General features: G+C 74.0%; 20 protein-coding genes and 3 tRNA genes. 2 read left to right on the top strand and 21 right to left on the bottom strand.

What is annotated here, in order from left to right:
• Positions 1 to 10: 10 nt before the first annotated feature.
• The 6 genes from ACUW6W_RS01095 to leuC all read right to left on the bottom strand — a co-directional run bounded on the left by ACUW6W_RS01095 (position 11) and on the right by leuC (position 6,500).
• The gene (locus ACUW6W_RS01095; protein WP_144826028.1) at positions 11 to 1,150 is read right to left on the bottom strand and encodes a D-alanine--D-alanine ligase family protein; all 1,140 of its coding nucleotides are present in this window, start codon (positions 1,148 to 1,150) and stop codon (positions 11 to 13) included.
• Positions 1,147 to 2,184, bottom strand: coding sequence for an NAD(P)H-dependent glycerol-3-phosphate dehydrogenase (locus ACUW6W_RS01090; RefSeq protein WP_063190354.1), 1,038 nt, complete (start codon positions 2,182 to 2,184; stop codon positions 1,147 to 1,149). Before ACUW6W_RS01090 ends, ACUW6W_RS01095 begins: the two co-directional genes overlap by 4 nt.
• On the bottom strand, positions 2,181 to 2,930 hold the full coding sequence (locus ACUW6W_RS01085) for a lysophospholipid acyltransferase family protein (protein ID WP_260845915.1): 750 nt from the start codon (positions 2,928 to 2,930) through the stop codon (positions 2,181 to 2,183). The genes ACUW6W_RS01090 and ACUW6W_RS01085 overlap by 4 nt, the downstream gene beginning before the upstream one ends.
• Positions 2,931 to 2,935: 5 nt before the next feature.
• Positions 2,936 to 4,264 carry a UDP-N-acetylglucosamine 1-carboxyvinyltransferase gene (murA, locus tag ACUW6W_RS01080; RefSeq protein WP_002856412.1) on the bottom strand — a complete coding sequence of 443 codons (1,329 nt, stop codon included), beginning with the start codon at positions 4,262 to 4,264 and terminating at the stop codon, positions 2,936 to 2,938.
• Between the two features lie 172 nt (positions 4,265 to 4,436).
• On the bottom strand, positions 4,437 to 5,042 hold the full coding sequence (gene leuD / locus ACUW6W_RS01075) for a 3-isopropylmalate dehydratase small subunit (RefSeq protein WP_036338085.1): 606 nt from the start codon (positions 5,040 to 5,042) through the stop codon (positions 4,437 to 4,439).
• Between the two features lie 3 nt (positions 5,043 to 5,045).
• Positions 5,046 to 6,500, bottom strand: a complete 1,455-nt coding sequence (gene leuC, locus ACUW6W_RS01070; protein ID WP_036338082.1) for a 3-isopropylmalate dehydratase large subunit — start codon at positions 6,498 to 6,500, stop codon at positions 5,046 to 5,048.
• A gap of 229 nt (positions 6,501 to 6,729) precedes the next feature.
• Here leuC and ACUW6W_RS01065 point away from each other — a divergent pair, with 229 nt between their 5' ends.
• The gene (locus ACUW6W_RS01065) at positions 6,730 to 7,506 is read left to right on the top strand and encodes an IclR family transcriptional regulator (RefSeq protein WP_002856418.1); all 777 of its coding nucleotides are present in this window, start codon (positions 6,730 to 6,732) and stop codon (positions 7,504 to 7,506) included.
• Between the two features lie 123 nt (positions 7,507 to 7,629).
• The gene (locus tag ACUW6W_RS01060; protein WP_163720888.1) at positions 7,630 to 9,096 is read left to right on the top strand and encodes a UDP-glucose dehydrogenase family protein; all 1,467 of its coding nucleotides are present in this window, start codon (positions 7,630 to 7,632) and stop codon (positions 9,094 to 9,096) included.
• Between the two features lie 27 nt (positions 9,097 to 9,123).
• Here the strand turns inward: ACUW6W_RS01060 and ACUW6W_RS01055 are convergent, their stop codons facing one another.
• The 15 genes from ACUW6W_RS01055 to ACUW6W_RS00985 form a co-directional block, all read right to left on the bottom strand.
• On the bottom strand, positions 9,124 to 10,272 hold the full coding sequence (locus ACUW6W_RS01055) for a thiamine-phosphate kinase (RefSeq protein ID WP_052520027.1): 1,149 nt from the start codon (positions 10,270 to 10,272) through the stop codon (positions 9,124 to 9,126).
• A complete protein-coding gene (locus ACUW6W_RS01050; protein ID WP_041103178.1) occupies positions 10,269 to 12,029 on the bottom strand; it encodes a GTPase in 1,761 nt (586 codons plus the stop codon). The genes ACUW6W_RS01055 and ACUW6W_RS01050 overlap by 4 nt, the downstream gene beginning before the upstream one ends.
• Positions 12,026 to 13,834: a dynamin family protein gene (locus ACUW6W_RS01045; protein ID WP_158183675.1), complete on the bottom strand. Its 1,809-nt coding sequence runs from the start codon at positions 13,832 to 13,834 to the stop codon at positions 12,026 to 12,028. The genes ACUW6W_RS01050 and ACUW6W_RS01045 overlap by 4 nt, the downstream gene beginning before the upstream one ends.
• 105 nt (positions 13,835 to 13,939) lie before the next feature.
• Positions 13,940 to 14,012: transfer RNA gene (locus ACUW6W_RS01040), tRNA-Glu, on the bottom strand.
• Positions 14,013 to 14,140: 128 nt separating this feature from the next.
• Positions 14,141 to 14,213 (bottom strand) — tRNA-Glu (locus ACUW6W_RS01035).
• A gap of 55 nt (positions 14,214 to 14,268) precedes the next feature.
• Positions 14,269 to 14,340 (bottom strand) — tRNA-Gln (locus tag ACUW6W_RS01030).
• A gap of 119 nt (positions 14,341 to 14,459) precedes the next feature.
• On the bottom strand, positions 14,460 to 15,257 hold the full coding sequence (locus ACUW6W_RS01025; RefSeq protein WP_454179637.1) for an HAD family hydrolase: 798 nt from the start codon (positions 15,255 to 15,257) through the stop codon (positions 14,460 to 14,462).
• Complete coding sequence (gene gltX / locus ACUW6W_RS01020; RefSeq protein WP_095347306.1) at positions 15,254 to 16,831, bottom strand: glutamate--tRNA ligase; 1,578 nt, start codon at positions 16,829 to 16,831, stop codon at positions 15,254 to 15,256. Before gltX ends, ACUW6W_RS01025 begins: the two co-directional genes overlap by 4 nt.
• A gap of 50 nt (positions 16,832 to 16,881) precedes the next feature.
• Positions 16,882 to 17,676: a fumarylacetoacetate hydrolase family protein gene (locus ACUW6W_RS01015; protein ID WP_069941575.1), complete on the bottom strand. Its 795-nt coding sequence runs from the start codon at positions 17,674 to 17,676 to the stop codon at positions 16,882 to 16,884.
• A gap of 183 nt (positions 17,677 to 17,859) precedes the next feature.
• On the bottom strand, positions 17,860 to 18,105 hold the full coding sequence (locus tag ACUW6W_RS01010) for a YbdD/YjiX family protein (RefSeq protein WP_036334192.1): 246 nt from the start codon (positions 18,103 to 18,105) through the stop codon (positions 17,860 to 17,862).
• Position 18,106: 1 nt separating this feature from the next.
• Positions 18,107 to 20,368, bottom strand: a complete 2,262-nt coding sequence (locus tag ACUW6W_RS01005) for a carbon starvation CstA family protein (RefSeq protein WP_144786186.1) — start codon at positions 20,366 to 20,368, stop codon at positions 18,107 to 18,109.
• 25 nt (positions 20,369 to 20,393) lie between these two features.
• On the bottom strand, positions 20,394 to 21,485 hold the full coding sequence (locus tag ACUW6W_RS01000) for a branched-chain amino acid aminotransferase (RefSeq protein WP_256748519.1): 1,092 nt from the start codon (positions 21,483 to 21,485) through the stop codon (positions 20,394 to 20,396).
• A 144-nt stretch (positions 21,486 to 21,629) separates the two neighbouring features.
• Positions 21,630 to 22,706, bottom strand: a complete 1,077-nt coding sequence (locus tag ACUW6W_RS00995) for a 3-isopropylmalate dehydrogenase (RefSeq protein WP_256748520.1) — start codon at positions 22,704 to 22,706, stop codon at positions 21,630 to 21,632.
• Between the two features lie 71 nt (positions 22,707 to 22,777).
• Positions 22,778 to 24,403 (bottom strand): methionine--tRNA ligase, encoded by a 1,626-nt coding sequence (gene metG, locus ACUW6W_RS00990; protein WP_036382100.1) that lies wholly within the window; start codon positions 24,401 to 24,403, stop codon positions 22,778 to 22,780.
• Positions 24,396 to 25,085, bottom strand: coding sequence for a hypothetical protein (locus tag ACUW6W_RS00985; RefSeq protein WP_230594450.1), 690 nt, complete (start codon positions 25,083 to 25,085; stop codon positions 24,396 to 24,398). Before ACUW6W_RS00985 ends, metG begins: the two co-directional genes overlap by 8 nt.
• Positions 25,086 to 25,116: the final 31 nt, after the last annotated feature.

Genomic DNA, 25,116 nt, shown 5'->3' with positions numbered 1-25,116 from the left:
GCGAGCCGCGTCAGTGCAGGCCGACGCCTCGCTCGAGGGCGAGGTCCAGCAGCTCCGAGATCAGATCGTCGTAGGACAGGCCCGTCCGCTCCCACATGGCCGGGTACATGCTGATGGGCGTGAAGCCCGGCATGGTGTTGATCTCGTTGACCACCCACCGCCCGTCCGGGGTGAAGAAGAAGTCGCAGCGGCCCAGGCCGGATCCGTCCACGGCCTCGAAGGCGCGGATCGCCAGGGCGCGCAGCCGCTCGATCTCCTCCTCCGGCAGCTCGGCCGGGCAGGACAGCTGGGTGGTGCCGGTGTCCTGGTACTTCGACTCGAAGTCGTAGAACTGCGTCTCGCCCTCGTCGTGGGCCACGACGATCTCCCCCGGCAGCGAGGCGCGCGGGGCGGCGGCGCCGTGCCCGTCGAGGACGGCGCACTCGATCTCGCGGCCGACGATGCCCGCCTCCACCACGACCTTGGGGTCGAAGCGACGGGCCTCCTCGACGGCGGCGCGCAGACCCGCGGGCTCGGTGACGCGGGTGATGCCGAAGGACGAGCCGGCGCGGGCGGGCTTGACGAACAGCGGGTAGGCGAGCGCCCCGGCGCGGGCGAGGGCCGCCTCCGGATCGCGCGCCCAGTCGCGGGCGGTGATGGTCTCCCACGGGCCGACCTCGAGGCCGGCGGCCTGGAAGGCGACCTTCATGAAGTGCTTGTCCATGCCGACCGCGGAGGCGAGCACGCCGCAGCCCACGTAGGGCAGACCCAGCGACTCGAACATGCCCTGAAGGGTGCCGTCCTCGCCCCAGGGGCCGTGCAGCAGCGGGAACACGACGTCCACCGGGCCCAGCGAGGAGCCGTCGGCCGCGGTCAGCTCGACGGTGCCGTCCGGCAGGGCGCGCAGGCTCACCGGGGCCTCGGGCTCCGGCACCTCCGGCAGGGCGTCGCCGTCCAGGCGGAACGAGGCCACGTCCATCTCGTCGTGCGACCACAGGCCGGAGCGGGCCACACCCACCGGCACGACGTCCCAGCGCTGACGGTCGGCCGCGTGCAGCACGCCCGCCGCGGTCACGCAGCTGATGGGGTGCTCGCTCGAGCGGCCGCCGAAGAGCAGGAGCACGCGGGGACGCGCGTCGGCGGCGGCCTCCGGGGCGGGGGTGGCGGTCATGCGGTGCGTCCTTCCGACTTCAGGTCACGGGCGAGCAGCAGCTCGGCGAGGCGGTCCACGGCCACGTCCCCGGCGACCACCCGGTCCATCAGCTCGCTGATGGGCATCTCCACACCGTGGGCGCGGGCGGCGTGCACGATGGCGGAGACGGACTTGATGCCCTCGGCCGTCTGGCTCATGGCGGCCACCGCCTCCTCCGCGCTGAGGCCGGTGCCGATGTGGCGGCCGGCCGTGCGGTTGCGGGAGAGGGGCGAGGCGCACGTGGCCACGAGGTCGCCCAGGCCGGCGAGCCCGGCCATGGTGGCCGGGTCGCCGCCGAGCGCGACGGCCAGCCGGGTGGTCTCGGCCAGGCCCCGGGTGATGACGGAGGCCTTGGAGTTGTCCCCCAGCCCCTGCCCGTCGCAGATGCCCACGGCGAGCGCGATGACGTTCTTCACCACGCCGCCGATCTCCACGCCCACGACGTCCGTGTTCGTGTAGGGCCGGAAGGTCCGGCCGGCTGTGAGGGCGGCGATGCGCTCCGCCGTCGCGCGCGAGGCCGAGGCGACCACCGTGGCGGTGGGCTCGCCGCGCGCGATCTCGAGGGCGAGGTTGGGTCCGGAGACCACCGCGAACCGGTCCGGGCTGAGGCCCAGCTCCTCCGCGCAGACCTGCGACATCCGCGCGTCGGTGCCGCGCTCGAGGCCCTTGACGAGGGAGACCACGACGGCGTCCGGGGCCAGGTCGGCGCACACGGTGCGCAGCGTCTCGCGCACGTGCTGCGCGGGCACGGCCACCACTACGACGCCGGCGCCCCGGACCGCCTCGGCGGCGTCGGTGACGGCACGCACGCAGGTGGGCAGGGTGATGCCGGGCAGGTACTCGGGGTTCTCGTGTCGCTCGGTGATGGCCTCGGCGACCTCGGCCCGCCGGGACCACATCACGATCTCGGACGCGCGGGCGGACTCGGGGCTGGTGCTCAGTCCCAGGACGCGGGCGAAGGCCGACCCCCAGCTGCCGGCCCCGAGGACGGCGACGGTGTGCGGATCGCTCATGCCCCGGTCACCCGCGCTCCGGCCGTGGGATCCCAGCGGCCCTCCGGGGCCGGTTCTCCGCGCAGCTCGGCGACCAGGTCGGTGATCGCGGCCATCATGCGGCCGGTGCCCTCGAGCAGGGTCGCCGCCGTCACGGGGCGGTCCCGCAGGTCCGCGAGGTCGACGGGCGCGCCGACCCGGATCCGGGCGGTCTTGCGCGGGAGGACGCGGAGGGAGCGGCCGCCGTACGGCAGCAGCTCCTGGATGCCCCACTGACCGACGGGGATGAGCGGGGCGCCGGTCTGCAGGGCGAGGCGCACGGCCCCGTTGCGCCCGGCCATCGGCCAGCCGTCGGGATCGCGGGTGACGGTGCCCTCCGGGTAGACGATGATCGCCCGGCCAGTGGCGACGGCCTCGCGGGCGGCGGCGAGCGAGCGGCCGCCGTCGCGGGTGCGCTCGACCGGGATCATGCGGGTGGCCTCGAGGACCTGCTTGAGCACGGGCACCTTCCAGAGCTCGGCCTTGGCGAGGAAGGTCGGCAGCAGGCCCTGGTTGTAGGCCATGTGGGCCACGGAGAGCGGGTCCACCTCCGAGATGTGGTTGACGGCGAGGATCGCGCCGGTCTCGGGCAGGTGCTCGGTCCCCTCCCACACCTGGCGGACGAGGGCCCGCATCGCCGGTCGCACGATCGCCCCCGGGATCACGTAGGGGGCCCGCGCGGCACGCGTCGGACGACCCCCCGCGGCGGCAGGGCTCTGCGCGTCCACGCCGCTCACCGGTCGCGTTCGGTCAGCTCGACGTCGGCGCCGAGGCCCTCGAGCTTCGCCATGAAGTGCTCGTAGCCGCGGTTGATGATCTCCAGGCCCGTCGCCGTGGAGGTGCCCTCGGCGGTGAGGGCGGCGATCAGGTGGGAGAAGCCGCCGCGCAGGTCCGGGATGTCGAACTCGACGCCGTGCAGCGGCGTCGGGCCGGAGATCACGGCCGAGTGCAGGAAGTTGCGCTGACCGAAGCGGCACGGCACGGAGCCGAGGCACTCGCGGTGCAGCTGGATGGAGGCGCCCATCCGCACGAGGGCGTCGGTGAAGCCGAAGCGGTTCTCGTACACGGTCTCGTGCACGATGGAGACCCCCTTGGCCTGGGTCAGCGCCACCACGAGGGGCTGCTGCCAGTCGGTCATGAAGCCGGGGTGCACGTCCGTCTCGAGCACGAGCGGGTTGAGATCGCCGCCGGCGTGCCAGAACCGGATGCCGTCGTCGACGACGTCGAACTCGCCGCCGATCTTGCGGTAGGTGTTCAGGAACGCCGTCAGGTCGCGCTGCTCGGCGCCGCGGACGTAGATGTCCCCCCGGGTGGCCAGGGCGGCGGAGGCCCACGAGGCGGACTCGTTGCGGTCGGGCAGCGCGATGTGGTTGTAGCCGCGCATCTCGCTCACGCCCTCGATGCGGATGGTGCGGTCCGTCTGCACGGTGATGATCGCGCCCATCTTCTGCAGGACGGCGATGAGGTCGTGGATCTCCGGCTCGACGGCGGCGCCCTTGAGCTCGGTGATGCCCTCGGCCTTCACAGCGGTCAGCAGCACCTGCTCGGTGGCTCCGACGGAGGGGTACGGCAGCTCGAGCTTGGCGCCGTGCAGGCCCTTGGGGGCGGAGATGGAGATGCCGCCCGGGCGCTTGTCCACGACGGCGCCGAAGTTGCGCAGCACGGCCAGGTGGTAGTCGATCGGGCGGTCGCCGATCTTGCAGCCGCCGAGGTCGGGGATGAAGGCCTCCCCGATCGCGTGCATGAGCGGGCCGCAGAAGAGGATCGGGATGCGCGAGTCGCCGGCGTGGGCGTCGATCTCGGCGGTCAGGGCCGACTTCACCCCGGCCGGGTCCATCGTGATCCGCCCGGTCTCCTTGTCCCACTCCACGGACACGCCGTGGATCTCGAGGAGGGAGCTGACGACGTCCACGTCCTTGATCTCGGGGATGTTCCGGAGCACGGACGGCGAGTTGCCGAGCAGGGCGGCCACCATGGCCTTGGGCACCAGGTTCTTGGCGCCGCGCACGGTCACCTCACCGGTCAGCGGCTTGCCGCCATGGATGGTCAAGAGCTTCGCCATGCGCGTCCTTCCTCAGCGCGGCCGCAGGGCCACGGTCTCGGCCACTCCGCCGGAGCGGGGAGGTCTCTGAACGGGACCGCCCGCCGTGTGCGGCGGGCGGTCCCGGAATCGCCTCCCAGCATAGGGCGTCGCCGGGCACGCGCGGCAATGGTGCGCTCCCGGCGGCGGCCGGTCAGCCGGCCGTGCGGGCCGGCAGGGTGGTGGGCTTGTACGCGGGGCGGTCCGCCTCGTAGGCGTCGATCTCGGCCTGGTGCCCCAGGGTGACGGCGATGTCGTCCAGGCCCTCGAGCAGCCGGTGACGGGTGTCGTCGTCGATCTGGAAGGGGGCGGTCACATCCCCGCACTCGACGGTGCGTGTGACGAGGTCCACGGTGACCGGGGTCCCGGGACGGTTCTCCAGCTCCTTCCAGATGCGCTCGACGTCCTCCTGCTCCACCTGGGCCGCGACGAGCCCCTGTTTGGCGGAGTTGCCGCGGAAGATGTCCGCGAAGCGCGGGGAGATCACGGCGCGGAAGCCGTAGTCCTTGAGCGCCCACACGGCGTGTTCGCGCGAGGAGCCGGTGCCGAAGTCCGAGCCCGCCACGAGCACGGTGCCTCCGCTGAACGGCTCGGTGTTCAGGATGAAGTCGGGGTCCTGGCGCCAGCCGGCGAACAGGGCGTCCTCGAAGCCCGTGCGGGAGATCCGCTTGAGGTACACGGCCGGGATGATCTGGTCCGTGTCCACGTTCGAGGCGCGCAGCGGCACGCCGACGCCGGTGTGGGTGGTGAACTTCTCCATGGCTCAGGCCTCCTGGGGGGTGAGGGCGGGCAGGTCGGACGGGCTGGCGAGGCGGCCCAGCACGGCGGTGGCCGCGGCGACCACCGGGGACACCAGGTGGGTGCGCCCGCCCTTGCCCTGCCGGCCCTCGAAGTTGCGGTTGGAGGTGGACGCGCAGCGCTCCCCCGGGGAGAGCTGGTCCGGGTTCATGCCCAGGCACATGGAGCAGCCGGCGAACCGCCACTCGGCCCCGAAGTCCTCGAACACCCTGTCCAGGCCCTCGTCCATGGCCTGCAGACGCACGCGCGCCGAGCCCGGCACGACCATGACGCGCAGCCCCTCGGCCTTGCGTCGGCCCCGGACGACCTCGGCGAACGCCCGCAGGTCCTCGATGCGGGAGTTGGTGCACGAGCCCATGAACACGGTGTCGACCTCGACCTGCTTCATCGGGGTGCCGGGGGCCAGGTCCATGTAGGACAGTGCCTTGCGGGCCGCCTCCTGGGCCACCGGGTCGGCGAAGTCCTCGGGCGCGGGGACGGTGTCGTTCAGGCTCACGCCCTGCCCCGGGTTGGTGCCCCACGTGACGAACGGCTCCAGCGTGTCCGCGTCGATGACCACCTCGGCGTCGAACTCGGCACCCTCGTCCGTGGCGAGGGTGCGCCAGTGCTCGACGGCGGCATCCCAGTCGTCGCCCTCGGGGGCATGGGGACGGCCCTTCAGGTAGGCGAAGGTGGTCTCGTCCGGGGCGACCATGCCGGCGCGGGCGCCGGCCTCGATGGACATGTTGCAGATGGTCATCCGGCCCTCCATGGAGAGGTTCCGGATGGCCTCACCGCGGTACTCGAGCACGAAGCCCTGGCCCCCGCCCGTGCCGATCTTCGCGATGACCGCGAGGATGATGTCCTTGGCCGTCACACCCGGGCGCAGCGTGCCGTCCACGGTGACCGCCATGGTCTTGAAGGGCTTCAGCGGCAGGGTCTGGGTGGCCAGGACGTGCTCGACCTCGGAGGTGCCGATGCCGAACGCCAGGGCGCCGAACGCGCCGTGGGTGGAGGTGTGGGAATCGCCGCAGACCACGGTGAGGCCGGGCTGGGTCAGACCCAGCTGGGGGCCGACGACGTGGACGATGCCCTGCTCGGCGTCGCCCAACGGGTGCAGGCGGACGCCGAACTCGGCGCAGTTGGCCCGCAGGGTCTCGATCTGCGTGCGCGAGGTGGCATCCGCGATCGGCTGGTCGATGTCCAGCGTCGGGGTGTTGTGGTCCTCCGTGGCGATGGTCAGGTCGGGCCGGCGCACCGGACGCCCGGCCAGACGCAGCCCCTCGAAGGCCTGCGGGCTCGTCACCTCGTGCACGAGGTGCAGGTCGATGTAGAGCAGGTCGGGGGTGCGGGAGGCGCCCTCGCCCTCGCCACGCACCACCACGTGTTCGTCCCAGACCTTCTCGGCCAGCGTCCTGGGCCGCGTCGTCGCCGTCGTCATGTGCCGCACCTTCCTGCTCACGCACCTGTCGGTCGTCGCCCGGCGCGGGGCGCCGGTGCTCACGGACCACTGTGGGGCGCGGCGGGGCCGTTCTCGACCACGCGGCGCGATATTCCATATCGTGAGATTTCGTCTCACATGCCGGACCTGGCCCCGGCCGGCCCGGTCACATGCGACGCACACCGACACCCCCGGTCCGTCCGAGCAGTGAGACGACTACGATCACCCCATGACCACCGAGCCCGTGCGCCCGCCCACCGAGGACGACCTCATCGGCCCCTCGCTCCACCGGCATCCCAGCGGCGTCGGCGTGGTGGACAAGTCGGTGGCGATCCTCGACGCGCTCGAGTCCGGCCCGGCCACGCTCGCCCAGCTCGTCACCGCCACCGGGATCGCGCGGCCCACGCTGCACCGGCTCGCGGCCGCCCTCACGCACCACCGCATGGTGGGCAAGGACCTGCAGGGCCGCTACGTGCTGGGCACCCGCCTGGCCGAGCTCGCCTCCGCCGCCGGCGAGGACCGGCTCACCACGGCCTCCGGTCCGGTGCTGCTGTGGCTGCGCGACGCCACGGGAGAGAGTGCCCAGGTGTTCCGTCGGCAGGCGGACTCCCGCGTGTGCGTGGCCAGCGCGGAGCGGCCCTGGGGCCTGCGCGACACCATCCCCGTGGGCGCCCGCATGTCCATGAAGGCCGGCTCCGCCGCGCAGGTGCTCCTGGCCTGGGAGGACCACGAGCGGCTCGTCGAGGGGCTGGCCGGCGCCGTGTTCACACCCACCGTCCTCGCGGCGGTGCGGCGGCGCGGCTGGGCCCAGTCCCTGGCCGAGCGCGAGCCCGGGGTCGCCTCGGTGTCCGCACCGGTGCGCGGCCCCAGCGGACGCGTCATCGCGGCGGTCTCGATCTCCGGCCCCCTCGAACGGCTCTCCCGGCAGCCGGGCCGGCTGCACGCGGACGCCGTCGTCTCCGCCGCGACGCGGCTCACCGAGCTCATCCGCGCCGGCGAGGCCTGAGGCCCGCCCGCGCCACCGACGGGACGCGCCGCGGAGACACCCCGTTCTTCCCGCGTTCACCCGCGGGGCCTAGCGTCAACCAGGTCCCCGACCGCCGCCCCCCGCACCACCGAGGAGTCCGCTGTGACCGAGACGACCGCGCCCGCCGCCCCCGCCGAGCAGGAGGCCGCGCCGCGGCTGTCCGTGATCGGCACGGGCTATCTGGGCGCCACACACGCCGCCTGCATGGCCGAGCTGGGCTTCGAGGTCCTCGGCGTGGACGTGGACCCGGCCAAGATCGAGCGCCTGGCCCGCGGCGAGGTGCCCTTCCACGAACCCGGCCTGCCCGAGCTGCTGCGCACCCACGTCGCCTCCGGGCGGCTGCGCTTCACCACCGACGTCGCGGAGGCGGCCCGCTGGGCGGACGTCCACTTCATCGGCGTCGGCACCCCGCAGAAGGTGGGCGAGACCGCGGCGGACCTGAGCTATGTGGACGCCGCCGTCGCCTCCCTCGCCGCGGCGATCGACCGCGACGCGCTGATCGTCGGCAAGTCGACCGTGCCCGTGGGCACAGCGCGCCGCCTGGCCGAGCTCGTGCGCACCGTGCGCGCCGAGGCCGGACTGCCGGGCGAGGTCGAGCTCGCCTGGAACCCCGAGTTCCTCCGGGAGGGCTTCGCCGTGAGGGACACGCTCACCCCGGACCGCCTCGTCATCGGCACGCACGGGCCCCGCGCCGAGGGCATCCTGCGCCGCGTCTACGCGCGGCAGCTCGCGGCCGACACCCCGTGGATCAGCACGGACCTCGAGACGGCCGAGCTGGTGAAGGTGGCCGCCAACGCCTTCCTGGCCACGAAGATCTCGTTCATCAACGCGTTCTCGGAGATCACCGAGAACGTGGGCGGGGACATCGGCACCCTCGCGGACGCGATCGGCCACGACGCGCGGATCGGACGCCGGTTCCTCAACGCGGGCGTGGGCTTCGGGGGCGGCTGCCTGCCCAAGGACATCCGAGCGCTCCAGGCCCGCGTCTCCGAGCTGGGCCTGGACCGGACCATGCGGTTCCTGGCGGAGGTGGACGACATCAACCTGCGCCGCCGTGACCGCGTGGTGGACCTGGCGGTGCAGGTGCTCTCCGCGGCTCGCGACGGCCGCGTCCGCCGGGCCGACGCCTCCGGGACCGCCCCCACCCCCGCGAGCGTGCAGGTGCTCAACGGCACGCGGATCGCCGTGCTGGGCGTCACGTTCAAGCCGGACTCCGACGACGTCCGGGACTCCCCCGCCCTCGACGTCGCCAACCGTCTCTACACGGCCGGCGCCGACGTCCGGGTGTACGACCCCGAGGGCAACGCCAACGCGGCCGCCCGCTTCCCGCGGCTCGACTACGTGGACTCGCTCGAGGCGGCCGTGGACGGCGCCGAGCTGACCCTGCTGCTGACCGAGTGGCGCCAGTTCCGCGAGATGGATCCGGACGCCGTGGGCGCACGCGTGGCCTCCCGCCTGCTGATCGACGGGCGCAACGTCCTGGACGTCGCCGCGTGGCGCGAGCACGGGTGGGACGTCATCGGCCTCGGCCACCGCTTCGACCCGGAGCGACTCCTCCGCGCGGCCTGACCCGCCCGCGGACCTCAGCCCGGGCGCTCAGCCGGCGAACGGGTCCCAGCCGGACTCGGACAGCGGCCGGTGCCCGGCCGGCGGCCGGGCACCGGCCGGCACGAGCCGGCCGATCCGCGTGAACCCCCGCGGCAGCTCGGTCTCGGGCCACGCCAGCCCCAGGAGACCGTAGTCCTCGCCCCCGCCGGTCACGAGCGCCTCCGGACTGGTCCCGGCCAGGGCGGCCACGCGGCGCAGGGGTGCGGCGGCCTCCGCCAGCCAGGCCTCGTCCAGCCACGGTGCCGGCGCGGGGCCTGCCCCGCCGGTGGCGGCCGCCATGCGGTGCGCGTCCTTGCCCAGGCCGTCGGAGACGTCCATGAGGGTGAGCAGGCCGGCCGTCACCGCGGCGGGCCCGAGGGCCAGCGGCGGGCGCGGTCGCAGCTGGGCGCGGACGGCGCGGGCGAGCTCCCGCGGTGACGGCCGGTCGGCGGCGGGGAGGGCGTCCGCCCGTCGCTCCAGCTCCGCGCGATCGGTGAGCAGCAGGGTGAGCCCGGCGGCGGCCCACCCCGGACCCGGAGGCGCGGCGGCCCGGGGACCGTCCGGCACCGCCTGGGCATGGACGAGGTCGGCGCCCTCGACGAGCACGCGGTCCCGGTCCGCCGCGGCCGGCGTGCGGCACAGCACTCCGCCGGGGTGCGGGTCCCCGAGCACCGTCACCGCGGCGTGGACCCGTCCGCCGGTGCCCAGGTCGCCCCCGGCCACCCGGCAGTCCGGCGCGCCGAGGTGACGCACCGCGCCCACGATGCCCGCGGCGAACGACCGCACCCAGGCGACCGGCGTCGTCGGCGGCAGGGTGAGGGCGGTGACGAGCGCGGAGGCGGTCCCGCCCATCGCGTTGACGTCCGAGAGGTTCTGGGCGACGGCCTTCCAGCCGGCGTCGTGGCCGCGGGTGCGGGGACCGGCGGGCCAGCGGGGCAGGAAGTCCGTGCCCTCCCCCATCGCGTCCGTGGAGATGAGCGTCCCGCCGCGGGGCGCGGGCACGAGGGCGGCGTCGTCGCCCGGGGCGACGGTGCCGGCGGGCCAGTGGCCGTCCCGGACGGCGGGGGCGAGCCCGGTCAGGACGACCTCCAGCAGCTCGGACTCCGTGAGGTCGCCGACGGTCGCCCCCGCCGCAGCCGCGGGGTCGCGCACCGTCACCGGCGGCCCCGCCGGACCGGGACGCCGGAGGCCCGGGCGAGGGCGTCGCGGAAGGCGTGGAAGCGCTCCACCTCGGCGCGCACCGGGTCGACGACGAGCCGCCGGCCGACGTCGGTGGTCGCCTCCTCGAGGCGGCGGCGTGCGCGACGTCCCCGCGCCGCGGCGGTCCACCGGGTCAGGGGGATCGCCAGCAGGGCCAGCAGCACACCGAGCGCGAGGCCGCCGACGAGCAGCAGCGTCGGGAGGGGGAAGCCCTCGACCGTGGGGGCGGGCGGCAGGGGGAACTGCAGGTACCCGGCCAGGGCGAGGACGCCCAGCCAGCCGGCGCCGACGACGGCGGTGAGGAGGGCGAGCCACTGCAGCACGTCGAGCACGGGGTGCCACCAGCTGCCCCGGCCGGCCCCGAGGTCGGTGGCGGCGATCGCCTGGTCCACGGCGCCGGGGAGGTCCTCGGCGTGCTCCCGGCCCGCGCGGCGGATGGCGGCGGCCCACGGCTCGGAGGCTCCCGTGCCGGCCGCGGCGGCCAGCGTGCGGACCGCGCCGTCGACGACGGCCCGCTGGGTGCCCGAGCGCTCGGGCAGGGAGGTGCGGTGCAGCGCGGGGTCGCGGGCGACCTCGTCCCGGTCGCGGCGGGGGGCGGTGCTCGCGGGCATCAGGTGCAGGCGCCGCAGGGGGTCCGCGCGGAAGGAGTGCATCCAGCGCAGCACGGGCCAGCTGGTGCGCTTGGCCGAGCGCAGCCGGTACGAGCCCTCGACCGCCCGGACGACGGCCGGCACGCCGCCGGCCACGGCCAGCTCGCGCCCGAGCCGCTGCTCGTCCCCGGGCCCGACGCCGGCCGGCTCGCCCTCGCCCGAGGCGGCGGCGAGGTCCGCGGCGCGGGCCGCGACGTCCGCGCCCAGGCGCTCGGCGGCCGCGCCGCGCTGGGCGACGATCGCCGCGACCTGCCGGCCGACCTCCTCGAGGCCCTCCCCCGTGCGCGCGGACACGGGCAGCACGCGGACGTCGCCGAGGCCGTGGCCCGAGAGCATCCGGCGCAGCGAGGCCAGCACGACGTCCCGGTCCCGCACCGAGAGCCGGTCCACCTGGTTGAGCAGCACGAGGGTCACGGCCGCGTGCGAGCCCATGGTCGCCAGGAACTCGCGGTGCAGCACGGCGTCCGCGTACTTCTCCGGGTCCACGACCCACACCAGCACGTCCACGTGGCCGGCCAGCCGGGAGGTGATCTCGCGGTTGCCCCGCTCGACCGAGTCGATGTCCGGCAGGTCCAGCAGGATCAGGCCGGTGGCGTCGGCGCCGTCACGGCGGCCGAGGCCGAGGAAGCCGGGGCGGCCGTCGTCGAGCACGGGCGCCTCGTCCAGCAGGTGGCGGCGGCGAACGCCGAGCCAGTCGAGCAGGGCGGCCGCGCCGCCGCCCTCGCCGGTGCCGTCGCCGTGCTCCGCGTCCGGGTCCAGCCCCTGCCCCCGGCCCACGCCCCAGACCGCGGCGAGCGGCTCGGACGTGGTGGGCCGGGTGGCGGCCACGCGGGCCAGGTCGCGGCCGGTGAGCGCGTTGAACAGGGAGGACTTGCCGGAGCCCGTCGCCCCGAAGAATCCGACCACGGTGTGCTCCGCGGAGAGTGCCTGGCGCTCCCCGGCCGCGCGCACGACGGCGTCGGCCCCGGCCACGACGTCCTCGGGCAGGCGGCCCGCGGCCAGCTCGGCGGCCTCGCCGAGGGCGTCCAGGCGGGGGGCCAGGGCGGGGGTGTCGCGGCGGCTCATCGGGACTCCTCCCCCGCCTCGGCGGCGGACGGGGCGTGCTCGGGTTCGGTCGGGCCGTCGACGCCGGCGGCCACCCCGCGGCGCAGCACCGGCACGAGGGCGCGCAGCTCCTCGGTGGCCTGCGGCTCGCGCTCGAGGTGGAGCAGCGGCAGGAAGCGGTCCGCGAGCACGGTCTCGAGGAAGGCCCGCACGCGGAGCTCGAGCAGCTCATCGGCCCGCCGGGCCATGCGGCGCACGGCGTCCTCGCCGAAGATCGACTCGAGCAGCTTCTGCCCGACGACGGCGGCGCCGCCGGCGATGCCGACCTCGATGCCCGCGAGTCCGCCGGTGGAGGCGAACGAGATGATCATGAGGGCCACGGCCGCGCCGTTCACGCCGGTGGCCGCCAGGCGGGCGCGCGTGCGCTTGCCCGCGCCCTCCTCCTGGATCAGCGCCAGCACGTCCGACTGCCAGTCCCGCACGACGTCGGCCGCCCGCGCCGACGCGTCCGGCGTCAGGGCACCCAGGTCGCGCCCGGCCACGAGGGCCCGGCCCGCCGGCTCGGACGCCCAGCGCCGCTCGATCTGCTCGGCGGCTGCGGCGGCCGCCTCGACCATCACGGCGTGCAGGCCGGTCTCCAGGGCGGTCTCGACCTCCTCGGGCGGTGCCGGGCGCCCGCGCACGAGGGCGCCGAGGCGGTCCCGCAGCCGGCCGATCGTGGTCTCGACGCCGCGGAAGAACTCCCCCGTGCCGACGAAGTCCTGCCAGCGGGAGAGCACCTCGCCGCGCAGCAGCGTGCCGTCCGAGGTGGCCTCGCGGACCCGGCCGACGGCCTGGTCCGTGGAGTCCCCCACGATCCGGGCGAGCAGGTCCGCGGCATGCCGCTGCTCCTCCTCGGCGCGGGCCAGGTCGGCGACGCGGGCGGCCAGCTGGCCCAGCACGCCGTCCACGGTCCGGCGGGCGACGGCGCCGCGCGCCTGGGCGTCGGCGGCGAGGGTCTCGAGCCAGGCGCGCAGGCCTGCGACGTGCTCCTGCGGGAGCAGGCCGCGCTCGTCGAAGCGGGTCTCGGGGATCACGTGGATCCGGGCGTCGGCGAGGCCGCGCTCGGTGAGCATGCGCCGCAGGTCCGGGGTGATGTCCTCCGCCGCGCCCTCGGGCACGCGGCCGAGCACGACGGCCACGGTGATGTCGCGGGCGGCGGCCTCGTCCAGCAGCTGCCAGGGCACGGCGTCGGCGTAGCGGTGCGCCGTCGTCGTGAAGATCCACAGGTCGGCGGCCTCGAGGAGCTGCCGGGCCAGCGCGCGGTTCTGGTCCGCCACGGAGTCGATGTCCGGGGCGTCCACGAGGGCGATGCCCGAGGGCAGTGCGGGCTCGGCCACGAGCGCGACCGTGTCCATCGCGGACTGGTCGGGTTCGACGGGGCCGGCGGCCGCGTCGCGGTGCACGCTGACGCGGGCGAGGTCGGGCAGCACCCGCGGGCCCGTGAACCAGTGGGCGTCGGCGGGGTTGTGCAGCAGCAGCGGCTGGCGCGTGGTGGGCCGCAGGGCGGAGGAGCGGGAGACCTCGTGGCCGACGAGCGCGTTCACCAGCGTGGACTTGCCCGCACCGGTGGAGCCGCCCACGACGGCCAGCAGCGGCGCGTCGAGCGAGTCGAGGCGGGGCAGCACGTAGTCGTCGATCTGGTGCAGGGTGCGCTCTCGCTCGGCGCGGTCCTGCCCCGCGGTGACGGTCTCGAAGGGCAGTTCGAGCGCGGCGAGGTGCTCGCGCACGCGGCGGACGGCCGTGTCGACACCGAGGTCTGGGGCGTTCTGATCCGTGTGTGGCACGTGGGCCATCGTCTCACGGCGCGCGCCGGCCGCCCATCCCGCCGGCCCGGCGGATGGAGACGACGGAAGCCCGGTCCGTGCGGACCGGGCTTCCTGTCACTCGGGTGACCCCAGCGGGATTTGAACCCGCGTTACCGCCGTGAGAGGGCGGCGTACTAGGCCGCTATACGATGGGGCCGAGCGCGCTGTCCGCGTGTGCGGACGCGATGCCGTGGAGACCTTCTGCTGCGCCTGCATCTCCTGTTCAGGCGGCGGATGCGTCATCCGCCCGTGCCGTCCCGGTCCGAGGACCGGGCGGCGACTGCGTGACCCCAGCGGGATTTGAACCCGCGTTACCGCCGTGAGAGGGCGGCGTACTAGGCCGCTATACGATGGGGCCGTGCGCCACGTCCGAGCTTCTCCGCCCGTGCGCGTTCACTGAGTCCGAAGACTCGCTGGGGTACCAGGACTCGAACCTAGAATGACGGTACCAGAAACCGTTGTGTTGCCAATTACACCATACCCCACTGTCGGTCAAGCATGCCTGACCGATGTGCATCATATTCATGAGCTCGGTGTTCCCGGATCTCTCCGGCAACGAGTAAGAACTCTACACCCTCCGGGCGGCGCGTGCAAAATCGGCGGGTCAGGCCGCCAGCCAGGTCCGCAGCCCGCCGATCGCCCGCATCCGCCAGCATGCGTGCTCCTCGTCCCAGAGCGGCTCCTCCGCCCCGCCGTGGGCGGGGGCGTCGGGGCTCATCCACACCGGGACGAGCCCCGCCGACCGGGCCCCCTCGACGTCGTGGTGCAGGCTGTCCCCCACCATGAGGGTGCGTCCCGGGTCCGTGCCCAGGCGGGAGCAGCCGGCCAGGAAGGGGGCCGGGTCCGGCTTCGGGGCCCCGGCCGTGTCCGAGCCGATCAGCACCTCGACCCACTCCAGACCGAGGGCGTCGGCCTTGCCGCGCTGGTAGGCCTCCACGTTGTTCGTGACGATCCCCACGCCACGGCCTGTTCCCCGCACCTCGGCGAGCACGTCGGCGGTCGCGGGGAACAGCGCCCAGTGCCCGCGCACGACCTCTTCGTAGTCGGTGGTCCACAGGCCGTCGAGCGGGGTCGCCGCGTCCTCGGGCACGCCGAGCGTGCGCAGGGCGTCGGCCACGCGGGCCAGCCGCTGCTCCTCGAACGTCAGCTCCCCGGCCACGTAGCGCCCGTAGTGGCCGCCGACGTCGGACGCGAAGGCCTCGGTGGCCTCGGCCAGCACCGCCGGGTCGACGTCGGCGGCCCCGGCCCACTGCCGGCGCACCGTCGCGTCGAACGCGGCGTGCTGGGCGGAGCGCAGATCCAGCAGCGTGTCGTCCAGGTCGAAGAGGACGGCGTCCCAGGCCGGCGGCGCGGGCGCGCCCGCGGACCCGCCGGCCGGCGTCGTGCTGGCGCCCCGGCTCATGCGTCGGTGGGCTGGTCCTGGTCCAGGCCCTGCTCCGCGGCGAAGCGGTCCAGGCGCGCGAGCGCGGAGTCCCGGCCCAGGATCTCGAGCGACTCGAAGAGCGGCGGGGACACCTTACGGCCGGTCACCGCGACGCGCACCGGGCCGAACGCCTGGCGCGGCTTGAGGCCCAGGCCGTCGATGAGGGCCGCCCGCAGCGCCGCCTCGATGCGCTCGGTGGTGAACTCGTCCTCGGGCAGGGCGGCCAGCGCCTCCCGGGCCGCGGCGACGGCGGCGCCCAGGTCCGCCGGCATGCCCTTGAGGGCGCCCTCGGCGGTCCGGACGTCCCGGTCCGCCGTGAAGAGGAAGGCGAGCATCTCGACGGCCTCGCCGAGCAGCTGCACGCGCTCCTGCACGAGCGGGGCCGCGGCGGTGAGGACCTCCATCTCCCGCTCCGTCAGGTGCTCGCCCACGAGGCCGGCCGCGTGCAGGTAGGGCACGAGACGGTCACGGAAGTCGGCCACGTCGAGCATGCGCACGTGCGTGCCGTTGATCGCGATCGCCTTCTTCTCGTCGAAGCGGGCGGGGTTGGCCAGCACCTTGTGCACGTCGAAGTGCTCCACGAACTGCTGCGGGGTGAAGATGTCCTCGTCCGCGGAGAGGGACCAGCCCAGCAGGGCGAGGTAGTTCAGCAGGCCCTCCGGGATGAAGCCGTTGTCCCGGTGCAGGAACAGGTTGGCCTGCGGATCGCGCTTGGACAGCTTCTTGTTGCCCTCGCCCATCACGTAGGGCAGGTGGCCGAACACCGGCATGTACCGGGCGACGCCGATCGCGTGCAGGGCGCGGTAGAGCGCGATCTGGCGCGGAGTGGAGGAGAGCAGGTCCTCGCCGCGCAGCACGTGGGTGATGCCCATGAGCGCGTCGTCCACCGGGTTCACGAGGGTGTACAGCGGCGAGCCGTCCGCGCGGACCACCACGAAGTCCGGCACGGAGCCGGCCTTGAAGGTGATCTCCCCGCGCACCAGGTCGGTGAAGGTGATGTCCTCGTCCGGCATGCGCAGCCGCCAGACCGGCGCGCGGCCCTCGGCCTCGAAGGCGGCGATCTGCTCGTCCGTGAGGTCGCGGTCGTGGCCGTCGTAGCCGAGCTTGGGGTCGCGGCCGGCGGCCCGGTGACGGGCCTCGGTCTCCTCGGGGCTCGAGTAGGACGGGTAGATGTATCCGCCGGCCTTGAGCTTCTCGATCACGTCCGCGTAGATCTGCCCGCGCTGGGACTGACGGTACGGCTCGTGCGGGCCGCCGACCTCGACGCCCTCGTCCCAGTCGATCCCGAGCCAGCGCATCGCCTCGAGCAGCTGCTGGTAGGACTCCTCCGAGTCGCGCTTGGCGTCCGTGTCCTCGATGCGGAACACGAGGGTGCCGCCGGTGTGCCGCGCCCAGCCCCAGTTGAACAGGACGGTGCGGATCAGCCCCACGTGGGGGGTGCCGGTGGGCGAGGGGGCGAAGCGCACGCGCACGGGGGTCTCGGCGTCCACCTGGGGGACGTCGGCGAAGGGGGCGGGGGCGTTCTCGGACACGGGAGCGGTGGCGTCAGTCATGATGCCCCGAGTCTACGCGGGGGCCCGGACGCCGTCGTCGGGCGCCAGCGTCAGCGGCGGAAGACGGTGGCGAGGACGCCGATGCCCTCGACCTCGGCCTCGACGCGCTGGCCCTCCTGGACCGTCCCGACCCCGCCCGGGGTGCCGGTCAGGATCACGTCGCCGGGCAGGAGGGTGAACATCTCCGAGGCCGCGGCCACGAGCTCGCGGACGCCGAAGACCATGTCCGCCGTCGTGCCGTCCTGGCGGGTCTCGCCGTCGAGCCGAGACGTGATGCGCAGGCCGCCGGCCGGCTCCACGTCCAGCTCGGTCTCGATCCACGGGCCCAGCGGGCAGGCGCCGTCGAAGCCCTTGGCGCGGGCCCACTGCAGGTCGGTGCGCTGGGCGTCGCGGGCGGTGAGGTCGTTGCCCACGGTATAGCCGAACACGACGTCGTCCACGCGGCTCACCGGCACGTCCTTGCAGATGGTGCCGATGACGACGGCGAGCTCGGCCTCGTAGGAGATCTCCTCCGACCAGCTCGGCAGGGTCACCGGCTCGTTCGGCCCCACCACGGCGGTGTTCGGCTTGAGGAAGAACTGGGGCGAGGTGGGCACCTCGTTGCCGAGCTCCTTCGCGTGGTCGGCCCAGTTGCGGCCGACGCCGACGATCTTGGAGCGCGGGATGATCGGCGCGACCAGACGCACGTCCTCGAGACGGTGGGTGGCGCCGGTGGGCTGGATCCCGTGGAAGAACGGGTCACCCTGCAGGGCGGTGATGCTCAGCTCGGAGAGGTCGGCGTCCGCCGGGCCCTCCACGATGCCGTAGGTCGGTTCGGCCTGGTCCACGAAACGGGCGATGCGCATGGGGGTCAGCGTAGTGGGTGAGCGGCGGTCGCCGTCGCCGGACACCCACCCGATGCCGACCCCGCTGACGCCGCGAGCCAGACGATTCGGCCGCGGCGGACGGCCTGAGGAGACCGATTCGTCTGGCTCGCGGGCGGATTCGTCTGGCTCAGCGCGGCGCGGTGCGGGGCGGGTCGAGACCGCTCAGCAGCAGCGGCTGCCCGGATTGGCCTCCTGGCGCGCGTACTCGGCCCGCCAGAACTCCCGCTCGGTCATCGGCGCGCGCTCCGGATGGTGGGCCCGGTGGTGGGCCACGTACGCGTCGTACTTCCCCTCGCCGGAGAGCTGGCGGACCCACCAGCGCGCCCGGGCCCACACCCCGGGCCGAGACGGGCCGGCCGGGCCCTCCGCGGTGGAGGGCCCGGCCGGCGTCGCGCGCGGATCGGCCACGTCAGTGACCCCGCACCGGCTGCCGGTCCGCCGGCAGGGCGTCCCACTGCCGCTGCAGCTCCTTCTCCTCGGCCGTGGCGAACAGGCCGGCCGGGGCGAAGCGCCGCGAGGGCACGTACGGGTCCTGGTGGTCGACGACCTCCGTGGACCGGAACGCGCGCACCGTGGCGAGCACCGACGTCGTGATGACGATCAGCGCCAACACCAGGAAGACGACGGAGAGCGTGCCCTGGATGAAGGTGTTGCGGACCACGGCCTCCATGGCCGGCACGGACTTCGCGGCGCCGAAGCTCGTCTTCCCCGCCGCCAGCGCGTCCTGGAACGCGCGATGCTGCGCCCAGTAGCCCACCGCCGGGATGGAGGAGAAGATCTTCTGGAACGACGCCACGGTGGTGACCACCGTGATGAACGCCAGCGGCAGCGCCACGATCCACAGGCCCCGGAAGTCCCGGCGGCGCGCGACGATCGTCAGGACGACGGCGAGCGCGATCGCCGCGAGCAGCTGGTTGGCGATGCCGAACAGCGGGAACAGCGTGTTGATGCCGCCCAGCGGATCGGTGACGCCCATGATCAGCACGGCGCCCCACGCGGCCACCATGATAGCCGTGCAGACCCACGCGCCCACGCGCCACGAGGTGTCCTTGAAGCGCGGGACCACGTTGCCCAGGGAGTCCTGGAGCATGAACCGGGCCACGCGGGTGCCGGCGTCGACGGCGGTGAGGATGAACAGCGCCTCGAACATGATCGCGAAGTGGTACCAGAAGCCCATGAGCGCGTCGCCGCCCACGAGCTGGCCCATGATGTGCGCCAGGCCGACCGCGAGGGTGGGGGCGCCGCCGGTGCGGGAGACCACGGTCTCCTCGCCCACGAGGTCGGCCAGGTGGGTCAGGTCCCCGGGGGTGAGGTTCACGCCGGCCAGGCCGAGGCCCATGACGAAGTCGACGGCGGTCTCCGGGGTGCCGCCGGTGAGGGCGGCCGGGGAGTTCATGGCGAAGTAGATGCCGCGGTCGAGCGAGACGGCGGCCACGAGCGCCATGATGGCCACGAAGGCCTCCATGAGCATGCCGCCGTAGCCGATGAAGCGGGTCTGCCGCTCCTTCTCCACCATCTTGGGCGTCGTGCCCGAGGCGATCAGCGCGTGGAAGCCGGAGAGCGCACCGCACGCGATGGTGACGAACAGGAACGGGAACAGCGAACCGGGCCACACCGGGCCGGTCTGGCCCGAGGCGAACTCGGAGAACGCGGGGGTGCCGATGCGCGGCTGCACGACGACGATGGCCAGCGCGAGACCGGCGATCACGCCGATCTTCATGAAGGTGGACAGGTAGTCGCGCGGAGCGAGCAGCAGCCACACGGGCAGCACGGCCGCGACGAACCCGTAGATGATCACGGCCCAGGCGATGGTGGTGCGGTCCAGGGTGAACAGGGCCGCGCCCCACTCGGTCCCGGCCACCCAGCCGCCGCCGATGATGGCCGCCAGGAGCAGGACGAACCCGATCACGGAGATCTCGGTGATGCGGCCCGGGCGGATCCAGCGCAGGTACACGCCCATGAAGAGCGCGATCGGGATGGTCATGGCCACGGAGAACACGCCCCACGGGGACTCGCCCAGGGCGTTGACCACCACGAGGGCCAGGATGGCCGTGATGATCACCATGATCAGCAGGGTCGCGACGATCGCGGCGGTGCCCCCGACGCGGCCCAGCTCGTCCCGGGCCATCTGGCCGAGCGAGCGGCCGCCGCGGCGCATCGAGAAGAACAGGACGAGGTAGTCCTGGACCGCGCCGGCCAGGATCACGCCGACGATGATCCAGATGGTGCCGGGCAGGTAGCCCATCTGCGCGGCGAGCACGGGGCCCACGAGCGGACCGGCGCCGGCGATGGCCGCGAAGTGGTGGCCGTAGAGCACGCGGCGGTCGGTGGCCACGTAGTCCCGGCCGTCGGCCCGGTACTCGGCCGGGGTGGCGCGGGTGTCGTCCGGGTGGACGATCATGCGCTCGACGTACTTCGAGTAGAAGCGGTAGCCGATCGCGAACGTCGCCACGGCGGCGAACACGAACCAGATCGCGTTGATCGTCTCGCCGCGGTGCAGGGCGAGCATGGTCCAGGCGACGCCGCCGAGCAGGGCGACGGCCACCCAGACGGCGATCTTCGCGGGCGTCCAGCGGGGCCGGCCGGCGGCCTCGGTGGGCGGGAGGTCTTCCGGCGTCGTGGCCGGGAGTGGGGCGCCCTCGGCGGCCGCGGAGGAGCGGTGCGAGCTCACGGGGGTCTCCGTTCGTGGGGTGGGGTCAGACGAGGCGGTGCAGCCAGCCGTGGCGGTCCTCGACGCGCCCGGTCTGGATGCCCTCGAGCTCGGTGCGGATCTTCAGGGCCACGTCGGCCCCGCCGGCGGACTCGATCACGTCGTCGCCGTCGAGCAGACGGCCGATCGGGGTCACGACGGCGGCCGTGCCGCACGCGAAGACCTCGGTGATCTCGCCCGAGCGGACGCCCTCGGCCCACTCGGCGAGGGTGACGCGACGCTCCTCGACGGTCAGGCCCATGTCCCGGCCGAGCTGGAGGATCGAGGAGCGGGTGACGCCCTCGAGGATCGTGCCGGTGAGCGCCGGGGTGACGAGTCGGCCGTCGGCGTGCACGAAGAACACGTTCATGCCGCCGAGCTCCTCGATCGCGTCGTCGTTGTACTGGTCGAGGAACACGACCTGGTCGGCGCCCTGGGCCGCGGCCTGCAGCTGGGGCAGCAGCGAGGCGGCGTAGTTGCCGCCGGTCTTGGCCGCGCCCATGCCGCCCTTGCCGGCGCGGGCGTAGTCGCGCGAGACCCAGATGGTCACCGGCTTGAGCTCGCCGCCGAAGTAGTTGCCGGCCGGGGAGGCGATCACCATGTACCGCACCTGCCGGGCCGGGCGGACGCCGAGGAACGCCTCGGAGGCGAACATGAAGGGGCGCAGGTAGAGGGACTGGCCCGGGCCGGTGGGCACCCAGGCCCGGTCCGCCTCGAGCTGGGCCCGCAGCGAGCCGAGGAACAGCTCCTCGGGCAGCTCCGGCAGGGCCAGGCGGCGGGCGGAGCGGTTCAGGCGGGCCGCGTTGGCCTCGGGACGGAACGTCCACACCGACCCGTCCTCGTGCCGGTAGGCCTTCAGCCCCTCGAAGATCTCCTGGCCGTAGTGCAGCACCGCGGCCGCGGGGTCCAGGTACAGCGGTCCGTAGGGCTCCACGCGGGCGTCATGCCACGCGCCGCCGTCCTCGTCCCAGGTCCAGTCGATCGAGACCATGTGGTCCGTGAAGACGTTGCCGAAACCGGGGTCCTGGAGGATCTCGACGCGCTGCTGATCGGACATCGGGGACAGATGCGGTTGCCGCGTGAACACGGTCTCGGACACGGTGGGATCACTCCTCGTGACGGTGGCAGATGGGGACGGCTCCGGTGCCGGGCACGACGCGCGGGGGCCACGGCGCCGGGCGTGGCACACGCCACAGGCCGTCGCCCCATCCTAGACCCGGCGTCGACGCGCCGGGCCCGCGCGTCAGACCCGCGCGACGACGTCGGCGCCCACCTCGGCGGTGGTGCCCCGCGCGCCCTCCACCCGGTCCTTCAGGTGCGCCCACACCGCGGTGCGCACGCGCGCCGCGGCGCCGGTCTCGCCCACGTGCTCGAGCAGCAGGGCGGCGGAGAGGATGGCGGCCACGGGGTCGGCGATCCCCTGGCCCGCGATGTCCGGAGCGGAGCCGTGGACCGGCTCGAACATCGACGGCGCCGTGCCCTCGACGTTGATGTTGCCGGAGGCGGCGAGCCCGATGCCGCCGGTCACGGCCGCGGCGAGGTCCGTGATGATGTCCCCGAACAGGTTGTCCGTCACGATCACGTCGAAGCGGGCCGGGTCCGTCGCCAGGAAGATCATGGCGGCGTCGACGTGCATGTAGTCCCAGGTGACCGCGGGGAAGTCGGCCGCCACGGACTCCACGGTGCGGCGCCACAGGTGGCCGGCGTGGACCAGGACGTTGTGCTTGTGCACGAGCGTGAGGCGCTTGCGCTCGCCCGCGTCGGCGCGACGGAAGGCGTCCTCGACGACGCGGCGCACGCCGAACGCCGTGTTCACGGAGACCTCCGTGGCGATCTCGTGCGGGGTGTCCACGCGGATCGCACCGCCGTTGCCCACGTACGGCCCCTCCGTGCCCTCGCGCACCACGGTGAAGTCGATCTCGCCGGGCGCGGCCAGGGGGCTGACGGCGCCGGGCAGCAGGGTGGCCGGGCGCAGGTTCACGCCGTGGTCCAGCGCGAAGCGCAGCGTGAGCAGCATGCCGCGCTCGATCAGCCCGGACGGGATGCGCTCGTCCCCGGGCGCGGCGCCGACGGCCCCGAACAGGATCGCGTCGTGGCGGCGCAGGGACTGAAGGACCTCGTCCGTGAGCGCCTCGCCGGTCTCGAGCCAGTGCTCCGCACCCAGCGGATACGGGGTGAGCCGGGCCTCCGGACGCCCCTCGGCACGCAACGCCGCCTGCAGGACGGCGGCGGCCTGGTCGGTGACCTCGGGGCCGATGCCGTCGCCGCCGATGACGGCGATGTCCAAGGGGTCTGCGGAGCTGCGTGTGGTCTCGGTCATGGCCCTCAGGCTACGCGGGGCACGCGTGAGGACCACATCGTGTGACACCCGGTCTCACCCTCCGGACGGGCTCAGTCCTCGGCGGGCTCCTCGTGGCGCGGGAAGACCGGCTGCGGGGCGGGCAGCGGCGTGCCGGGGACCAGGTCCTCGTGGAACGCGGCGAAGGACCGCGGGCCGGTGCCGGACGCGCCGGTGCGGCCTGCGTCGCCCTCGGCGGGGACGCCGAGCAGGTCCAGCAGCCGCGAGGCCGAGTCGGGCATCACCGGCTGCGCGAGCAGGGCCACCCGGCGCACGGCCTGCAGCGTCACGTACAGCACCGTGCGCATGCGCGGCTCGTCCGTCTTGCGCAGCACCCACGGGGCCTGGTCCGCGAAGTAGGCGTTGACCTCGCCGAGCACGCGCCAGGTCTCCTCGAGCGCGTCGTGGAAGTCCTGCACCGCGTACGCGGACCGGGAGCGCTCCAGCAGGGCGTCGACCTGGGCCAGGACGGCGCGGTCCGCCTCGGTGAACTCGCCCGGCTCGGGCACGGCGGCGCCGCAGTTCTTGGCCACCATGGACAGCGAGCGCTGGGCGAGGTTGCCGAGGTTGTTGGCCAGGTCCGCGTTCTTGCGGCTCACCACGGCCTCGTGGCTGTAGGAGCCGTCCGCGCCGAACGGGAACTCGCGCAGCAGGAAGAAGCGGATGGCGTCCAGGCCGTAGCGGGCCACCCATTCCCGCGGGTGCACCACGTTGCCCAGGGACTTGGACATCTTGGCCCCGTTGTTGTTCAGGAAGCCGTGGATCATGACGCGGCGCGGCAGCTCGAGGCCGGCCGACATGAGGAACGCGGGCCAGAAGATGCAGTGGAACCGGGAGATGTCCTTGCCGATCACGTGCAGGTCCGCGGGCCAGTAGCGCGCGAACGCCTCCGGGTCCTCCGCCGGCCAGCCCGCGCCGGTGAGGTAGTTCGTCAACGCGTCGACCCAGACGTAGGTGACGTGGTCGGCGCGCCGGTCGGCGTCGGCGGCGTCGGGGTCTGCGGGCGCCGGCAGGTCGATGCCCCACTGGAAGGAGGTCCGGGAGATGGACAGGTCCTCGAGCCCGGCCTCCACGAAGCGGATGACCTCGTTGAAGCGGTACCGGGGGGCGGCGAAGTCCGGGTGCTCGCGGTAGTGGTCCAGCAGCGGCTGCTGGTACTTGGACAGGCGGAAGAAGTAGGACTCCTCCTCCGTCCACGTCACCTCGGTGCCGGTCTCGACGGCGCGGCGCACCCCGTCCTGACCCACCTCGGTCTCGTCCTCGCCGAAGTAGCGTTCGTCCCGCACGGAGTACCAGCCGGCGTAGGAGCCGAGGTAGATGTCCCCGTTGGCCTCCATCCGCCGCCAGATCTCGCGGACGGCCTCGGCGTGGTCCGTGTCCGTGGTGCGGATGAAGCGGTCGTAGGAGATGTCCAGGACGTCGTCGTCCATCTCCTTGAAGACGGCGGCGTTGCGCGTGGCCAGCTCGAGGGCGCTCACGCCCTGCTGCTGCGCCGTCTGCTCCATCTTCTGGCCGTGCTCGTCCGTGCCGGTCAGGAAGCGCACATCCCGCCCGTCGAGCCGCTGGAAGCGGGCCATCGCGTCCGAGGCGATGTACTCGTAGGCGTGGCCGATGTGCGGCTCGCCGTTCGGGTAGGAGATGGCCGTGGTCAGGTAGTACGGGGCGCGGGCGTCAGTCACAGTCGTCGAGTCTAGCCGCGGGGCCGGGGCCCGCGCCGAGGACGACGTCGTCCGCGCCGGCGTCCGGGACGCCGTCGGCGGTCACCTGCAGATGGCCCGGCGCAGGCCGCAGGTGGAGGTGGGCCCACGGGGCCACCACGAGCACGGACGCCCCGATCATCTCGGTCAGCTCCTCCGCGTGGGTCGCCACGTGGTAGGCCAGGGTGCTGCGCCCGATCCCGAAGACGAGCGGCACCGCCTCGAGGACGATCGCGCCGAAGAAGAACACCGCGCCGCCCGCCACCGTCAGCGCTCGGGTCCGGCGGGGCAGGGCGACGGTGCACAGCGCGAGCAGCCCGAGGACGACGATCGCGGCCGGCGCGCCGAGGATGAGCCACTGGAACGCGGGCAGCGGGTTCTCCCCCGCGAACGGCAGGACCTCCCACAGCTGGCCGGCCTGCTCGTGGATCTGCGTCGACTCGTCCAAGCTCATGGCCGCCAGCAGGGCCGCGGGGGTCAACCACGCGAGCAGGCTCCGCCGCCGATCCGCCCCCAGCGCGCGGCGCACGAGACCCACCGTGGTGAAGCCCGCGGCCCCCAGCAGGAGCAGGCCCGAGCTCCACCACGCCGTGAGGTTGGCCTCGTGGTTCACGTCGAAGACCTCGCGCCACCACGGCACCTGCCGCGGGCCCAGCCCGAACACGAAGGGGAGGGCGAACGACCAGGCGGCGAGC

The organism is Micrococcus sp. 093350064-1 (assembly GCF_053627955.1).
Note: the sequence above shows the minus strand (reverse complement) of the source record. Positions and strands in the feature narration are given on the sequence as shown.

Bases quoted from the DNA above. Each gene is read 5' to 3' on its own strand.
- ACUW6W_RS01015 (WP_069941575.1), bottom strand. From the start codon at position 17,676: ATGCGCATCGCCCGTTTCGTGGACCAGGCCGAACCGACCTACGGCATC.
- ACUW6W_RS01050 (WP_041103178.1), bottom strand. From the start codon at position 12,029: ATGAGCCGCCGCGACACCCCCGCCCTGGCCCCCCGCCTGGACGCCCTC.
- ACUW6W_RS01025 (WP_454179637.1), bottom strand. From the start codon at position 15,257: ATGAGCCGGGGCGCCAGCACGACGCCGGCCGGCGGGTCCGCGGGCGCG.
- gltX (WP_095347306.1), bottom strand. From the start codon at position 16,831: ATGACTGACGCCACCGCTCCCGTGTCCGAGAACGCCCCCGCCCCCTTC.
- leuC (WP_036338082.1), bottom strand. From the start codon at position 6,500: ATGACGACGGCGACGACGCGGCCCAGGACGCTGGCCGAGAAGGTCTGG.
- ACUW6W_RS00995 (WP_256748520.1), bottom strand. From the start codon at position 22,706: ATGACCGAGACCACACGCAGCTCCGCAGACCCCTTGGACATCGCCGTC.
- ACUW6W_RS01090 (WP_063190354.1), bottom strand. From the start codon at position 2,184: ATGAGCGATCCGCACACCGTCGCCGTCCTCGGGGCCGGCAGCTGGGGG.
- ACUW6W_RS01065 (WP_002856418.1), top strand. From the start codon at position 6,730: ATGACCACCGAGCCCGTGCGCCCGCCCACCGAGGACGACCTCATCGGC.
- murA (WP_002856412.1), bottom strand. From the start codon at position 4,264: ATGGCGAAGCTCTTGACCATCCATGGCGGCAAGCCGCTGACCGGTGAG.
- ACUW6W_RS01095 (WP_144826028.1), bottom strand. From the start codon at position 1,150: ATGACCGCCACCCCCGCCCCGGAGGCCGCCGCCGACGCGCGTCCCCGC.
- leuD (WP_036338085.1), bottom strand. From the start codon at position 5,042: ATGGAGAAGTTCACCACCCACACCGGCGTCGGCGTGCCGCTGCGCGCC.